17 protein-coding genes are annotated in these 14731 nt (G+C 63.5%); 5 read left to right on the top strand and 12 right to left on the bottom strand.

The window, feature by feature from the left end; all coding sequences use genetic code 11:
- Positions 1 to 234 precede the first annotated feature (234 nt).
- Both CKW40_RS12340 and CKW40_RS12335 read right to left on the bottom strand, forming a co-directional pair.
- Complete coding sequence (locus CKW40_RS12340) at positions 235 to 672, bottom strand: DUF1489 family protein (protein WP_095200142.1); 438 nt, start codon at positions 670 to 672, stop codon at positions 235 to 237.
- 70 nt (positions 673 to 742) lie between these two features.
- Positions 743 to 2146, bottom strand: coding sequence for an L-serine ammonia-lyase (locus tag CKW40_RS12335; RefSeq protein WP_095200141.1), 1404 nt, complete (start codon positions 2144 to 2146; stop codon positions 743 to 745).
- Between the two features lie 187 nt (positions 2147 to 2333).
- On the opposite strand from CKW40_RS12335, the gene CKW40_RS12330 reads away from it, so the two are divergent.
- Positions 2334 to 3032 (top strand): cysteine hydrolase family protein, encoded by a 699-nt coding sequence (locus CKW40_RS12330; RefSeq protein ID WP_342202928.1) that lies wholly within the window; start codon positions 2334 to 2336, stop codon positions 3030 to 3032.
- Positions 3033 to 3054: 22 nt separating this feature from the next.
- The gene (locus CKW40_RS12325; protein ID WP_095200140.1) at positions 3055 to 3774 is read left to right on the top strand and encodes a DUF599 domain-containing protein; all 720 of its coding nucleotides are present in this window, start codon (positions 3055 to 3057) and stop codon (positions 3772 to 3774) included.
- On the opposite strand, the gene CKW40_RS12320 is transcribed toward CKW40_RS12325, so the two are convergent.
- The 7 genes from CKW40_RS12320 to CKW40_RS12290 all read right to left on the bottom strand — a co-directional run bounded on the left by CKW40_RS12320 (position 3747) and on the right by CKW40_RS12290 (position 9073).
- Entirely contained in the window at positions 3747 to 4544 is a 798-nt protein-coding gene (locus tag CKW40_RS12320; protein ID WP_095200139.1) for a YdcF family protein, read from the bottom strand. The two genes, CKW40_RS12325 and CKW40_RS12320, sit on opposite strands and share 28 nt — an antisense overlap.
- Before the next feature lie 130 nt (positions 4545 to 4674).
- Positions 4675 to 6240 (bottom strand): amidase, encoded by a 1566-nt coding sequence (locus CKW40_RS12315; RefSeq protein ID WP_095200138.1) that lies wholly within the window; start codon positions 6238 to 6240, stop codon positions 4675 to 4677.
- Positions 6240 to 6695: a GNAT family N-acetyltransferase gene (locus CKW40_RS12310; RefSeq protein WP_095200137.1), complete on the bottom strand. Its 456-nt coding sequence runs from the start codon at positions 6693 to 6695 to the stop codon at positions 6240 to 6242. The genes CKW40_RS12315 and CKW40_RS12310 overlap by 1 nt, the downstream gene beginning before the upstream one ends.
- Positions 6696 to 6702: 7 nt before the next feature.
- On the bottom strand, positions 6703 to 6990 hold the full coding sequence (gene gatC / locus CKW40_RS12305; RefSeq protein ID WP_095200136.1) for an Asp-tRNA(Asn)/Glu-tRNA(Gln) amidotransferase subunit GatC: 288 nt from the start codon (positions 6988 to 6990) through the stop codon (positions 6703 to 6705).
- Positions 6991 to 7070: 80 nt separating this feature from the next.
- Positions 7071 to 7928, bottom strand: coding sequence for a radical SAM protein (locus tag CKW40_RS12300; RefSeq protein WP_244571165.1), 858 nt, complete (start codon positions 7926 to 7928; stop codon positions 7071 to 7073).
- Positions 7925 to 8341 carry a hypothetical protein gene (locus CKW40_RS12295; RefSeq protein ID WP_095200135.1) on the bottom strand — a complete coding sequence of 139 codons (417 nt, stop codon included), beginning with the start codon at positions 8339 to 8341 and terminating at the stop codon, positions 7925 to 7927. Before CKW40_RS12295 ends, CKW40_RS12300 begins: the two co-directional genes overlap by 4 nt.
- 24 nt (positions 8342 to 8365) lie before the next feature.
- Positions 8366 to 9073 (bottom strand): metal-dependent hydrolase, encoded by a 708-nt coding sequence (locus CKW40_RS12290; protein WP_095200134.1) that lies wholly within the window; start codon positions 9071 to 9073, stop codon positions 8366 to 8368.
- Between the two features lie 125 nt (positions 9074 to 9198).
- On the opposite strand from CKW40_RS12290, the gene ruvX reads away from it, so the two are divergent.
- A complete protein-coding gene (ruvX, locus tag CKW40_RS12285; protein ID WP_095200133.1) occupies positions 9199 to 9705 on the top strand; it encodes a Holliday junction resolvase RuvX in 507 nt (168 codons plus the stop codon).
- On the opposite strand, the gene CKW40_RS12280 is transcribed toward ruvX, so the two are convergent.
- The 3 genes from CKW40_RS12280 to CKW40_RS12270 form a co-directional block, all read right to left on the bottom strand.
- Entirely contained in the window at positions 9623 to 9964 is a 342-nt protein-coding gene (locus CKW40_RS12280) for a DUF6105 family protein (RefSeq protein WP_095200132.1), read from the bottom strand. The two genes, ruvX and CKW40_RS12280, sit on opposite strands and share 83 nt — an antisense overlap.
- The gene (locus tag CKW40_RS12275; RefSeq protein ID WP_095200131.1) at positions 9964 to 10527 is read right to left on the bottom strand and encodes a hypothetical protein; all 564 of its coding nucleotides are present in this window, start codon (positions 10525 to 10527) and stop codon (positions 9964 to 9966) included. Before CKW40_RS12275 ends, CKW40_RS12280 begins: the two co-directional genes overlap by 1 nt.
- Positions 10528 to 10683: 156 nt before the next feature.
- On the bottom strand, positions 10684 to 12312 hold the full coding sequence (locus tag CKW40_RS12270) for a DNA alkylation response protein (protein ID WP_095200130.1): 1629 nt from the start codon (positions 12310 to 12312) through the stop codon (positions 10684 to 10686).
- A gap of 157 nt (positions 12313 to 12469) precedes the next feature.
- Between CKW40_RS12270 and CKW40_RS12265 the strand changes: the two genes are divergently transcribed.
- Positions 12470 to 13435 (top strand): aspartate carbamoyltransferase catalytic subunit, encoded by a 966-nt coding sequence (locus CKW40_RS12265; RefSeq protein ID WP_027044583.1) that lies wholly within the window; start codon positions 12470 to 12472, stop codon positions 13433 to 13435.
- Positions 13432 to 14718, top strand: a complete 1287-nt coding sequence (locus tag CKW40_RS12260) for a dihydroorotase (protein WP_095200129.1) — start codon at positions 13432 to 13434, stop codon at positions 14716 to 14718. The genes CKW40_RS12265 and CKW40_RS12260 overlap by 4 nt, the downstream gene beginning before the upstream one ends.
- Positions 14719 to 14731: the final 13 nt, after the last annotated feature.

Here is a 14731-nt window from a genome sequence, read left to right as displayed (position 1 = left end):
CGTGATGCCAACAAACACTTTTTCTGCGCCGGAATGATGGCCTTCACCCGGACAGGAAGAGGATCGCCGTGGGGGATGGCTCTCCAACCCCGCTGTCCTTGTCGGCTTCGACAGCTTTTCATTGCGCATGGATTTCAAGATGTGGCGTTGTCGAGCCGCTTGCAAGTCCAGCGCGGAGCAAGATGGAGGGCCAGAAAGCCCACGTCAAAACAGGCAACGCGTCCGCGCGATGGCCTACAGCAAGCCGAGATCGGCAAGCTCGCGCCTGAGTTTCGGCGGCATCTCGACCAGCCCGGCCTTGCCCTTGCCGAGATCGGTCGGCGCATCCGACGGTTTCAGATAGCGCCAGCCCTGGAAAGCCCGGCGCGGCTGCCAGTCGGTGCGCACGACTTGCGGATCGAGCATCAGGTGGCAGCGGCCGATGCCCTCGTCGTCGGTGAACGGCCGGATCTCGGTGATCAGCTGGCGGCATTGCACATTGCCCTTGATCACCCAGTAGAGCGACCCGCCATCGGTGATTTCGGCACCGCGCGTCGGCACCATGCGGGTGGTGTGCCAGTGTTCGGCAGGTTCCCCGGCGCGGCGCCGTTCGTCGAGACGGAACTCGATCCATTCCTCGAGATCCTCGACGCTGTCGCAGCCGACGCACAGTTTTAGGAGATTGAGAGCCATTCGCTAAGGTTAGTCCGGAGCGCCGGGACGTCAACGGCCTGAAGGACTTCTCCACAGTGCCAAGCGTTGCTCAGCACTCTACGACATTAACGGCGAGCCCACCAAGGCTGGTTTCCTTGTACTTCTCGTTCATATCGAGGCCGGTCTGGCGCATGGTCTCGATCGCCGCGTCGAGAGGCACGAAGTGGACGCCGTCGCCCTTGATCGCCAGTGAGGCGGCCGTTACCGCCTTGACCGCGCCGAGTGCATTGCGCTCGATGCACGGCACCTGGACCAGCCCGCCGACCGGATCGCAGGTCATGCCGAGATGGTGTTCGAGGGCGATCTCGGCGGCATTCTCGACCTGCATGGGTGTGCCGCCCATAACGGCGCACAGGCCGGCCGCGGCCATCGCCGAGGCGGAACCGACCTCGCCCTGGCAGCCGACCTCGGCGCCCGAGATCGAGGCATTGGTCTTGATGATGCCGCCGACGGCGGCGGCCGTTAGCAGGAAGTCGCGGATGCTCGGCTGGTCGGCCTCGGGGTGGAAATGCAGCCAGTAGCGCAGCACCGCAGGCAGCGTGCCGGCGGCGCCATTGGTCGGTGCGGTGACAACGCGGCCGCCGGCGGCATTCTCCTCATTGACCGCCATGGCATAGATCGACAGCCAGTCATTGGCGAGCAGCGGATTTGGCCGGTTCTGCTGCCACTGTTCCTGCAGCTTGTCGTGGAGTTGCCGTGCCCGGCGCCGCACCTTCAACCCGCCCGGCATGATGCCGTCCTGCGACAGGCCGCGGTCGATGCAGCTTTTCATCGCACCCCAGATGGCGTCAAGGCCGGCGTCGAGCTCCTCGCGCGACATCTGGGTTTCCTCGTTGACGCGCTTCATCTCGGCAATGGAAAGGCCGCTCTTGTCCGCCATCTTCAGCATCTCAACGGCGTTCTTGAAGGGATACGGCACCTTCTTGCCTTCGGTCGTGACCGAGCCCTTGGCCTTCATCCGCTGCAGCTCTTCTTCCGAAACCACGAAGCCGCCGCCGATCGAATAGTAGATGCGCTTGAGCAGCAGGCGGTCACCGGCATCGTAGGCATAGAACGCCATGCCGTTGGCGTGGCCGGTGAGCGGTGTCTTGCGGTCGAGCACCAGATCGGCGGCCGGGTCAAAGCGATAGGATGGATGGCCCGGCGGCGTGAGCCGCTTTTCCAAGGCAATGCGCGCGGCGACGCCATCGGCCTGATCCGGGTCGACGGTCTGCGGCGTCAAGCCGGCAAGACCAAGCACCACTGCGCGATCCGAGCCATGGCCAATGCCGGTATAGGCGAGCGACCCGTGCAGGCTGGCGCCGACGCGATCCACCGCGACACCGGCCGGTCGCGGCCAGTCGCCATTGAGGACTTCGTCGAGGAAACGGGCAGCCGCCGTCATTGGCCCCATCGTGTGCGAGCTGGAGGGGCCGATACCGATCTTGAACAGGTCGAAAACCGGAAGGAACACGCTGTCTCCTGGAGTCACGTCGAGGACTACATATAGGAATTCCCGCGATGTTTCCGCTCTTTTGACAATCGCGGCGCAGCACCTGCCGACCTTGTTTGCTCCGGCAGCGACATTGATTGCCGGACCGTCGGGGCGCGGCTATTCTTTGCGTGACGCACCAGCGCGGTTTGCGGTTGCGGAGGGGGACATGATGCTCGTGTTGAATGCCAGGCCGAAACCAGTGCATATCGACCCTAAGAAGACCGCCGTGGTCGTCGTCGACATGCAGAACGCCTTTGTCTCGGCGGGCGGCATGTTCGACCTCGCGGGCATCGACATTTCGGGCGCGGCGCCGGCCATCGAGGCCAACAAGCGCCTGCTTGGCGTGGCCCGCGAAAACGGTGTGCCGGTGGTCTACCTCCAGATGTCCTACCGGCCTGACCTCAGTGACGCTGGAGACCCCTCCTCGCCGAACTATCAAAAGGAATTGGGCATGGTGCTGATGCGTGAGCGCCCGGAGCTGCGCGGCAGGCTGTCGGTCGACGACAGCTGGGATTGGCGGATCGTCGACGCACTGAAGCCCGAACCGGGCGACCAGGTCATCCGCAAGTCGCGCTACAGCGGCTTTTGCAACACTGGCCTGGAAGCCTATCTGCGCGCCCGGGAAATCCGCTATCTCCTGTTCACCGGGGTCGCCACCAACATCTGCGTCGATGCGACCGCGCGCGACGCCTACATGCTGGAATTCTGGCCCATCCTGATCGAGGACGCGATCAACCATTCCGGTCCGGACTTCAATCGCCAATCGACATTGTGGAATTTCGAGAACGCCCTGGGATGGGTCACCAGGACAGACATGGTCGTCGAAGCCTTGCAAATGCAAGCCGCCGAACCCTTGCTGACATAAGAAGCCAGGGTAAGAACAGAGCATGGGCAATTCCTCCTATTTGTCGACGGCCGATCTCGCGGCGCTGGGCCTTTTCCTCCTCGCCTGGGTTCTGCACACCCTCGCTTCCGACGGCAGGCTGGTCAGCCGGGTGTCGCTGACGACGGCGATGAATGCGCAGCGCGAAGCCTGGATGCGCACCATGGCCGAGCGCGAGATCCGCATCGTCGACACCGCCATCATGAGCGGCCTGCAGCAGGGAACCGCCTTCTTCGCCTCGAGTTCGCTGATCGCGCTCGGCGGCTGCTTTGCCTTGCTCGGTGCGTCCGACCGGGTGCTTGAAGTGCTGAGCAACCTGCCGCTCGGCGGCGCGCCGTCGCGCCCGGCCTTTCAGATCAAGGTGCTGGGGCTGGTGCTGATCCTGGCCTTTTCCTTCTTCAAATTCGGCTGGGCCTACCGGCTGTTCAACTATTGCTCGATCCTGATCGGCGCCGTGCCGATCCCGCACGGCGAAGCCTCGCGCAATCCGGTCACGCAAACGGCGGTCTGGCGCGCGACGCAGATGAACATGCTGGCCGGCAAGCATTTCAACTCCGGCCTGCGCGGCGTGTTCTTCTCGATCGGTTATCTCGGCTGGTTCGTCGATCCGATGGTGTTCGTGCTGTCGACGCTTCTGCTGCTGGCCGTGCTGGTGCGGCGCCAGTTCTTTTCGGCGGCGCGGCGCGCCGTCATCGGTCAGCCGCCAGGTGCTGGAAACGGCTGATCGATGCGGCCGGAAAGCCAATAGGCGAAAAGCCCGATCCATTCGCGGAGCGCCATAGTGGTGTTTTGCACGGAATCGATCGCATTGTCGCGAAACAAACCGACACCTTCCTTGCCAGACGTGTGATAGTCGACCGGCCATGGAACGGTTGGAAAACCAGCCTTATCGAAAAGCGCCTTGGCTCGTGGCATGTGGAAGGCGGAGGTCACCAGAAGCCAGGTCTCGCCCGGCTTCGGTTCGACAAGCTCACGGCTGAAAACCGCATTTTCGTAGGTGTTGCGTGACTTGTCCTCGAGCACAAGACGATCGGCCGATACACCAAGCGGAACGAGCAGGCGGGACGCGGTGTCGGCGTCCCCCTCGGCGTCGATGAAAAACGCGCCGTGTCCGCCTGATATAACCACCTTGGCCTGTGGAAAGCGCCGGGCGAGGATTGCGGTCTCGACCATGCGGTCGCCGCTGCTGCCCAATTCGTAGCCGCCACGCGCTAAGTTGATGGCACCCTCGAAGCCGCCGCCGAGCACGACGATGCCGTCGACCTTTTGTGGCAGTGGCGGGCGCGGAAAGCGCTCCTCGAGCGGGTTGAGCATCATCGCGCCAAGCGACGTCCAGGTCGAAAGCGCCAGAATCAGGAAGGCGAGAACGCTGCCGGTGACGGCCAGCCGCCGCCGGCCGATCAGCCCGGCAATCAGCCCCGCCAGGAGCAGAAAGATCGTCAGGTTGAGTGGCTGGAGGAAGAACCAGAAGACCTTGGAAAGAAGGAAGAACATCGCCTCACCCCATTACAGCGCCACGCGGGCCTTTGGTGCACCAAGGACGCTGTAACACTTTGATTTTGCGTATAATCCCCCTCGAAAATCGATTTCGATTTTCGAGGTCATACGCTGGACGAGCGACCTCTTACCACCACTTTTCCGGCTGAAATGTGCCGGCCGCCTGCTCGATGATGGCAGCCGTCTGGAACAGCGTTTCTTCCTCGAACGGCCTGCCGATAAGCTGCAGCCCAAGCGGCAGGCCCTTGGGATCGAGGCCGGCGGGCACGGCGATGCCCGGCAGGCCGGCCATGTTCACGGTGACCGTGAAAATGTCGTTGAGGTACATCTTGACCGGATCGGCGGCCATGTCCTCGTCGGCGATGCCGAAGGCGGCGGACGGCGTCGCCGGGGTCAGGATAACGTCGACGCCGGCGGCGAAGACGTTCTCGAAGTCGCGCTTGATCAAATTGCGCACCTTCTGCGCCTGCAGATAGTAGGCGTCGTAATAGCCGGCCGACAGAACATAAGTGCCGATCATGATGCGGCGCTTGACTTCGCGGCCAAAGCCGGCGGCGCGGGTCTTCTCATACATCTCGACAATGTCCTTGCCCGGCACGCGCAGGCCGTAGCGGACGCCGTCATAGCGCGCCAGGTTGGACGATGCCTCCGCAGGCGCCACGATGTAATAGGCCGGCAGCGCGTATTTCGTATGCGGCAAGGAGATATCGACGATCTCGGCGCCGGCATCCCTGAGCCAGGCAATGCCCTTCTGCCACAGCGCCTCGATCTCTTCGGGCATGCCGTCGACACGATACTCCTTCGGGATGCCTACCTTCATGCCCTTGATCGGCTTGCCGATCGCCGCCTCATAGTCCGGCACCGGCCGGTCGACCGAAGTCGTGTCCTTCGGATCGACCGAGGCCATGGATTTGAGCAGGATAGCGGCATCGCGCACGTCGCGCGCAATCGGCCCGGCCTGGTCGAGCGACGAAGCGAAGGCGACGATGCCCCAACGCGAACAGCGGCCATAGGTCGGCTTGATGCCGACCGTGCCGGTGAAGGCGGCCGGCTGGCGGATCGAGCCGCCGGTGTCGGTGGCTGTCGCGCCGGCGCACAGGAATGCCGAGACGGCGGTCGCCGAACCGCCGGAAGAGCCCCCCGGCACCAGCTGTGCGTTGTCCAGACTGCGCTGGGTTCTCGTGCCGCCAGCCGAGACGAAGCCGCCGTCGCCCTGATGCGTCGTCGGCATCACCACCGTGTCGAGGCGCGAACGCCGCCACGGGTTGATGACCGGGCCGTAATAGGAGGTCTCATTGGACGAGCCCATGGCGAACTCATCCATGTTGAGCTTGCCGAGCATCACCGCGCCATCAGCCCACAGATTGGCGGTAACGGTCGATTCGTAGCGCGGCTTGAAGCCGTCAAGCACGTGGCTGCAGGCCTGGGTGTGGACGCCTTCGGTGCCGAACAGATCCTTGATCCCCAGCGGAATGCCTTCCAGCGCACCGCCCTCGCCCTTGACCAGCCTGGCGTCGGACGCCTTGGCCATGTCGCGTGCCTTGTCGCCGGTCACCGCGACATAGGCATTGAGCGCCGGATTGGCGCGATCGATCGCCGAGAGATAGGCCTCGGTGATCTCTGTCGCGGTGATTTCCTTGCCGCGCAGCTTGGCGCGGGCCTGCGAAATCGTCAGTCGGGTCAGGTCGCTCATCAAAGGCTCTTTTCGTAAAACACCGACCACTCGGAATCGGGATAATCCAGCACCGGGCCGCAGCGCGAGAAGCCGGCACGTTCGTAGACAGTCCAGGCGGCAGGATGACGGTCGCCCGTCTCCAGCACCAACCGCGTCAGTCCTTCCTGCCTCGCCAACGCTTCGACCCGCTCGACGATTTGAGCGCCGATCTTGCGGCCGCGATGCGAAGGCCGCGTATACATGCGCTTGACCTCGCCAATGGCGTCACCATGACGCTTCAGCGCGCCACAGCCAATGGCGATGCCGTTGTCGCGGGCGATGAAAACGGTGGTGTCCTGGCCGGCCATCTGCTCGACCGTCAGATGGTAGCAATGTTCCGGCGGAGTCAGTTCGAGCAAGGTCTCGTTGAGTTCGTGGACCAGGCCACGCACATCGTCCTGCAGCGGCGTCTCGATGGCAATCTCGATGGCCATCGGCGCCTTACTCCACAACCTTCGGCACGAGGAAGAAATTCTCTTCGGTCGCCGGCGCATTGGCGACGATGTCGGCCGCCTTGTTGCCGTCGGTGACGACATCCCTGCGCTTCTTCATGTCCATCGGCGTCACCGAAGTCATCGGCTCGACGCCGGATACATCGACCTCGTTCAACTGCTCGACAAAGCCCAGTATGGCGTTCAGTTCGCCGGTCATGCGTTCGGCATCCTCTTCGCTCACCGCAATGCGGGCGAGACGCGCGACGCGCTTCACAGTCTTGACATCAACGGACATACTTTTTGCCTCGGGAAAACCAGTTCGGGCTATAGCGGCGCGGCGCGCGGTGCGCAACATGCATCGTACCGGGCATCGCACTAGGCTGCCGTGCCGACCTGGTCCTTGGGGCGGCGCAGCGGGTTGGGCAACTCGAACAATCGCCTCTTTGACGAACACATGCCGCATGCGTCCTCGTCTTCCAGCGCGGCGAAGGCTCGCAATTGCGCATTGGAACAGCCCGGCTCAAGCGGCCGATATGCCAGATAGGGATCCCACTTGTCGGAAAGGCGGTATTTTGCCTTCTGCATCGGCAGATAGGCGAGAGGCGCGCACTTCCAGATCTGTCCGGCGTGGAGTTGCTTGCATTGGCGAGCCGGGCAGATTTCCCAACTGGCGCGAGGATCGCCATCCTCGAACGGCGACATGGTGTCACCGAAGCCTTCGTAGCGACGGGTCCAGTTCTTGTCTGATGGGCGGATCTCGATATGCAGCTCGTGTTCCCGGCGCCATGCCTCCAGGAGATCGAAGACCGGTTTCAATCTCTCCTGGTACTCCTCGGAAGCGTGATGAACCGAGACGCACAATTGGGTGTTGCCATCGGCTGCGAGAATCGCCGGCAATGTCGGATGACGGTGCAGGAAAAAGCCGTTGCTGACGATCTCTATGCGGGCACTCGGCCAGTGCCGACGGACCAGTCCGACGAAGGCGGGCAGTTCCGGATGGATGGTGGGCTCTCCGCCCAGGATGGAGAACCAGACAACGTCTATGCGCCGGCTCCACAGCCCCATCCAGCGGTCCGCCTCCTCAAGCGAGACGGTGCCGGAATGGCCGTGGTTGGAGTAGTGCGAACAGCTTTCGCAAGACAGATTGCAGCCATGCGCGACGTGCAGTTCCAGTTTCGGGAACACCAGCCGCTCACGGCGAAAAAGCGACTTGATGCGCTGCATCATCGTCATGGCAGGGCAACGCCCTCGCACAGATAGTAGCTGCCGCTGTTGCCGCTTGCCTCGCTTTCGTCATCGATCGGCCGAACCGACACGAGATCGACCTGCGTTGGATTCATCTGCGTCACCGAGAGGACATCCGGAAAGACATAGCCCGGCTCCTGGCAGATGGCCGTCACCGCCCAGCTCGGCGAGCGTGTCGCCTTGCTGACCTGAACGAACTCGCAATTGTACTCGACGCCTTGCAGGCCGTGCGCCGACAACACGATGTTGCCGGCGTCGATCAGCGTCTGCAACGTATCCTTTTTGGCCTGCGCACAAAGCTCTTCGGATTGCAGGTAGACGCCTTCGATGAAGTCATCCGCGGCGAGCGCGGGCGACGCCGCGACGAACATCGACACGCAAAGAGATCGCCCCAACGCCATGGATTTGTTCCGCTTTCGCTATTTCTAGATCGTAATTGTTTCACCGATTTTCGGCAATGCGACCTTCACACCGGATCCCTCCAGGCCGGCCTGGAATTTCTCAGGCGTCGGATCGATCATCGGAAATGTGCCGAAGTGGCAGGGGATGACCGTGTCGAACTTGAAGAAGCGGCGGCAGGCAAGTGCGGCCACGGCACCACCCATCGTGAAGCGGTCGCCGATCGGCACGATGCCGATCTTCGGCTCATGCAATTCATTGATCAGCGCCATATCGGAAAAGATGTCGGTATCGCCCATGTGGTAGAGCGTGCGGTCATCCGGGAAATGCAGGACCAGCCCGCCCGGATTGCCGAGATAGACATTCGTGCCGCCCTCTTCGCCAAACGAGGAGGAGTGCAGCGCCTGGACGAAAGTGGTGGTGAAGCCGCCGCAATCGACCGTGCCGCCGATATTGCCGGGATTGATCTTGCTGCCGTCGGCGCCCTTGCCAACCAGATACATGCAGATCTCGAAATTGGCGACCAGCTGGGCGCCGCTTTTGCCGAGCACCCCCAGCGCGCCGCTGATGTGGTCGTTGTGGCCATGCGTCAGCAGCACATGCGTGATCCCCTCCGCCGGCCCTTCCCAGCCGCCCGTCCAGGACGGATTGCCGATCAGATAGGGGTCGATGAGGATCTTGGCGTCGCCGGTTTCGATACGGAAAGCCGAATGGCCGTACCAGGTAAGTTTCATGAAATGCATTCCTCGATTTTTGCCGGGCCGGAGGATAGAACGCCGATGGCCCCGAGATCAAAGGGTATAGTGTCCGCCGCGCCTCCGGAAGGACGCGTGCCGCTGAAAAAGACGAGGGAAAACCGTTGGCTGTCATCACGATTGAGCAATTGCCGGCACGGCTCGCCAATGGCAGGACGCTGGCGGGGCTCGATCTCGGCGACAAGACGATCGGCGTCGCGGTTTCCGACCGGGGATTCGCCTTCGCGCATCCACGCCCGGTCATCATGCGGCGGAAATTCTCGCTCGACGCCGCCGTGCTTCTGGCCTTGCTGGCGAAGGAGAATGTCGGCGCTGTGGTGATCGGGCTGCCGATCAACATGGACGGGTCGGAAGGTCCGCGTGCGCAGAAATCACGCGCCTTCGTGCGCAACATGGCGCAGCTGAGCGACCTGCCCTTCGTGTTCTGGGACGAGCGGCTGTCGACCGTCGCGGCCGAAAGGACGTTGATCGAAATGGATTTCTCGCGCGCCAAGCGCGCCGGGAAGATCGATTCGGCGGCCGCCGCCTTTATTCTGCAGGGAGTTTTGGACCGGCTTCAGTCGCTCGCTGCATCCGATCGAACGGAACCGGGCCCTCCCAGCGCTGTTTAAGCCAGCCCGCGATTTCGCGGCGACGGCGGAACGCCCACAGCGCCATCAGCAGAAATCCGTCGAAGATGCACGTCTTCGCCACCATGCCGGGGATGATCGTCGGATCGATGCCTAGCATCTGGCCATAGAGCTGGAAGAAGAAGTCGTGCATCTGCCGGCTGAGCATCACGTAACCGAAATTCATGTCATTGGCCGACAGATAGAACCAGCCCCAGAACAGCGCCATCGGAGCCGCCCAAAATGCGAAGATGTAGCGCATCAGCGGCCTCCCTTCGCTTTAGGGCCGGGCCGGCTGGGGCCGGTCCGGCCTGATATCATGGAGAGCAGCGAATTGTGGGCCGCCGCCTTCGCCATGTTGTGCGCCGTGGCGTGGAACGCGGCGTCGTCCGACACCGCTGCCGAGCGCCGCTCGGCAAGCATCGCGACATAGGAGGCCAGAAGCGCGGCCAGTTGCACCGCGACGACCATGAAGAGTCCGTTGATGCCCTGCGCGGCGCCACCGATCAGGATCATCGACAGCACACCGGAAGCGGAAATGAAGGCGATGCGAACGACGCTGTCGGCGCCCGGGCTGGCCGCATCGTTGATCAGGGAATCGACAAAAGCCCAGAAGAACAGCACCGACACGACCAGCAAGGCGATCGCCAGCGGCGCGACAACGACGATGTTTTCCAGATTGACGAAGCGGGCGCTCTCGACGGTGACACCGAGTACGCCGAGGGCTGCTGTGACACCGCGGTCTCCATCGATGCAGATCAGCGCCAGCAGGGCGAAGACAATCGCCCAGTGCACAGACAGAAAGGAGGTCAGTACGTGTCGCATCGTGGTTCCTGCTTCGGCAGGAATGACAGTGGGCTTTGCCGCTCGCCGCCGCAACGGAAACCATTTGTTAAGGTTAACGGCGATCCACAGGACGCACTACGATGTCCTCAGATGCGTTCAACTGATCGAAGAATCGAGCGATGCGCCGGTCTCGGCTCAGTTTACCGGCGGATAGAGCGTATCGATGATCATGCGCGCGTCGTGGCGCGAATCGATCATGCCATAGGTGTTGCGCCACTGGCCTGCCAGGCGGGTCTCGACGAAGGCATCGGCAATCCGCCCTGCCCCCAGCCGCCGGAGTTCCGCCGCGGCTGCCGACAACGCCAGCTGTTCGGTCAGCAGGCGTGCCGAGCCCTCATCGGTCGAAGCCACCTGCATCGCCGCCTTCAGCACACCGATCGTGCCGCGGCCGCCGGCGCCGAGGTCACGGTCGATGCCGGCCAGCACCTCTTCGAACAGTCCGGGCGCGCGGCCGAGGACGCGCAGCACATCGAGCGCCATGACATTGCCCGACCCTTCCCAGATCGCATTGACCGGGGCCTCGCGATAATAACGGGCGAGCGGCGCTTCCTCGACATAGCCATTGCCGCCGAGGCACTCCATCGCCTCGTAGAGCAGCGGCGGCGCGATCTTGCACACCCAGTATTTGACAACCGGCGTCATCGCGCGGGCAAACGCCGCCTCGCCGCGATCGCTCGCCGCCTCGTCGAAGGAGCGCGCCAGCCGGAACGACAGCGCGGTTGCCGCGGCAACATCGAGCGCCATGTCGGCCAATACCCGCTGCATCAGCGGCTGCTCGATCAAGGTCGAGCCGAACACCTGGCGATGGCGGGCATGATGAACCGCTTCCGCCAGCCCTGCCCGCATGATCGCCGAGGACGCCACCGCGCAGTCGAGCCGGGTCAAGGTGACCATGTCCATGATCGTCTTCACGCCGGCGCCAGGTTCGCCGACCATCTCACCGATGGCGTTGACGAATTCCACCTCGGAAGACGCGTTGGAGCGGTTGCCGAGCTTGTCCTTCAGCCGCTGGAAGCAGAAGCCATTGCCCGAACCATCGCCGAGAACGCGCGGTACGAGGAAGCAGGACAGTCCCTCCGGTGCCTGCGCCAGCACCAGGAAAGCGTCCGACATCGGTGCCGACATGAACCATTTGTGGCCGGTCAGGCGATAAAAACCGCTGCCGGCGCGTTCGGCCCTGGTCACATTGGCGCGCACATCGGTGCCGCCCTGTTTCTCGGTCATGCCCATGCCGAGCGTCAGCCCGGTCTTCTCGACCGGCGGCTTCTGGCTCTGGTCGTATTTGCGTGTCGTGACGCGCGGCGCCCATTCGCGAAACAGTTTCGGGCTGGCCATCAACGCCGCCAGCGAGGCGCTGGTCATGGTGATCGGGCAGAGATGCCCGGTCTCGAGCTCGGCGGTCAGATAAAAACGTGCGGCACGCACCTGATGGCGGCGGCCAATCTCGGCATCACCATTTTCCCAGACCGAGGAATGCAGCCCATTGGCCACCGAGCGCCGCATCAAGGCGTGATAGGCAGGATGGAACTCGACCAGGTCGATGCGCCGTCCCTGACGATCATGCGTCCTGAGTTTCGGCGTCTCGACATTGGCGAGACGCGCCAGTTCCTGCGCCTCCTGCGTCAGCACGAAACGGCCGAGCCCGTCGAGGTCCTTGCGCACCGGATCGGAAAAGCGCTCGGCAAGCTGGATCAGCAACGGATCGCCCCGCCAGGCGTTGCCGCCCGTCAGCGGCGGCGGCTGGTTCGTCACGTCGTCAGTCACGCTCTATCCCTGTCACCGGAAGGCTTCGAATCCCAAGCCATCGGCTAGATATAGCCAAGCGTTGCCGCGCGCGCGACGAAAATACCGGGGAGAAAGGCGCCAATCCAAAGCTGGTGCTTGCAGGCGCAAAATCCGCACCCTATAGCAGCGCCTTGAGATGACCGACGCTTCGTCCCTGCCACTCTACCCTCACCGCCATCTTTTGGGCATCAGCGACCTTTCGCCCGCCGACATCGAGCTGTTGCTCGACAGGGCGGATCGCGCCGTCGCGATTTCGCGGCAGTCCGAGAAGAAAACCTCGACGCTGCGCGGCCGCACCCAGATCAACCTCTTCTACGAGGCCTCGACCCGCACACAGTCTTCGTTTGAGTTGGCCGGAAAGCGGCTTGGCGCCGACGTCATGAACATGTCGGTAGCAAGTTCCTCGGTGAAGAAGGGCGAAACGCTCATCGACACGGCGATGACGCTCAACGCCATGCGGCCTGACATTTTGATCATCCGGCACCAATCGGCGGGTGCTGCCGCCCTTCTGGCCCAGAAAGTCGGCTGCTCCGTCGTCAATGCCGGCGACGGCGCGCATGAACACCCGACGCAGGCGCTGCTCGACGCGCTGACCATCCGCCGCGCCAAGGGGCCGCTGTCGAAGCTGATCGTTGCGATCTGCGGCGACATCCTGCATTCGCGCGTGGCGCGCTCCAACATCATGCTGCTCAACGCACTCGGGGCGCAGGTGCGGGTTGTGGCACCGTCGACGCTGCTGCCTTCGGGGATCGAGAGGATGGGCGTCATCGTCACCCGTTCGATGGCCGAGGGCCTGAAGGACGCCGACGTGGTGATGATGCTGCGTCTGCAGCGCGAGCGGATGGAAGGCGCCTTCGTGCCTTCGGTGCGCGAATATTTCCGCTATTTCGGCCTCGATGCCGAAAAGCTGAAGGCCGCCAAGGACGACGCAATGGTGATGCATCCCGGCCCGATGAACCGCGGCGTCGAGATCGCCTCGGAAATCGCCGACGGCCCGCAAAGCGTCATCCAGGAACAGGTGGAGATGGGCGTTGCCGTGCGTATGGCGGTGATGGAAGCGCTGCTCGATCCGCGTCGTAATCAAGAGGGTCGCGGCGCATGAGCACGACGGTCTTTGAACGCGCCCGCATTGTCGACCCTTCGCGCGGCATCGACGAAGTCGGCGCCGTCATTGTCGAGGGCCGCAAGATCGTTGCCGCGGGCAAGGCAGCGTTGAACCAGGGCGCGCCCGATGGCGCCATCATCATCGATTGCGCTGGTAAGGCCATCATTCCCGGCCTGATCGATGGCCGCGTCTTCATCGGCGAGCCGGGCGGCGAGCATCGCGAAACCATCGCTTCGGCGAGTGTCGCGGCGGCGGCCGGTGGCGTCACCTCCGTCGTCATGATGCCTGATACCGACCCGGTGATCGACAATGTCGCGCTGGTCGAGTTCGTGTTGCGCACCGCCAAGGACACGGCGATCGTCAACATCTTCCCGGCCGCGGCGATCACCAAGGGGCTGGACGGCCGCGAGATGACCGAGTTCGGCCTTCTGCGCGAGGCCGGCGCCGTCGCTTTCACCGATGGCCGCCACACGATCGCCAGTTCGCTGGTGATGCGCCGAGCGCTGACCTATGCCCGCGACTTCGGCGCCACCATCGTGCATGAGACCCAGGATGCCGACCTCGGCTCGTCCGGCGTCATGAACGAGGGCCTGTACGCCAGTTGGCTCGGCCTTTCCGGCATTCCGCGTGAAGCCGAATCGATTCCGCTGGAGCGCGATCTGGCTTTGGCCCGTCTGACGCGCGGCTCCTACCATGCGGCGAAGATCTCGACGGCGATGGCCGCGAATGCCGTGACGCGCGCCAAAGCCGACGGCGCTGCCGTCACCTCAGGCGTGTCGATCCACAATCTGTCGCTCAACGAAAACGATGTCGGCGAATACCGCACCTTCTTCCGGCTGACGCCGCCGCTGCGCGCCGAGGAAGACCGGCTGGCGATGATCGAGGCTGTCAGGGACGGCACGGTCGACATCATCGTCTCCTCGCACGATCCGCAGGATGTCGACACCAAGCGCCTGCCCTTCGCCGACGCGGCCGCCGGTGCCATCGGGCTGGAAACGTTGCTCGGCGCGGCCTTGCGGCTCTACCACAATGGCGACGTGCCGTTGCTGCGGCTGATCGAGACCTTGTCCACCGCGCCGGCAAGGCTGTTCGGCCTGCCCGGCGGCACGCTGAAGCCGGGTGCCGTCGCCGACCTCGCGCTTGTCGATCTTGACGAACCCTGGATCGTCAGCGAAAGCGGCATCCGCTCGCGCTCGAAAAACACCTGCTTCGAAGGTGCGCGCCTGCAAGGCAAGGTCTTGCAAACGCTGGTGGCGGGCCGCACAGTGTTCTCGGCATAGATCAGGAACGGGC

The organism is Mesorhizobium carmichaelinearum, from assembly GCF_900199455.1.
In the GTDB taxonomy this organism is placed as follows: domain Bacteria; phylum Pseudomonadota; class Alphaproteobacteria; order Rhizobiales; family Rhizobiaceae; genus Mesorhizobium; species Mesorhizobium carmichaelinearum.
Note: the sequence above shows the minus strand (reverse complement) of the source record. Positions and strands in the feature narration are given on the sequence as shown.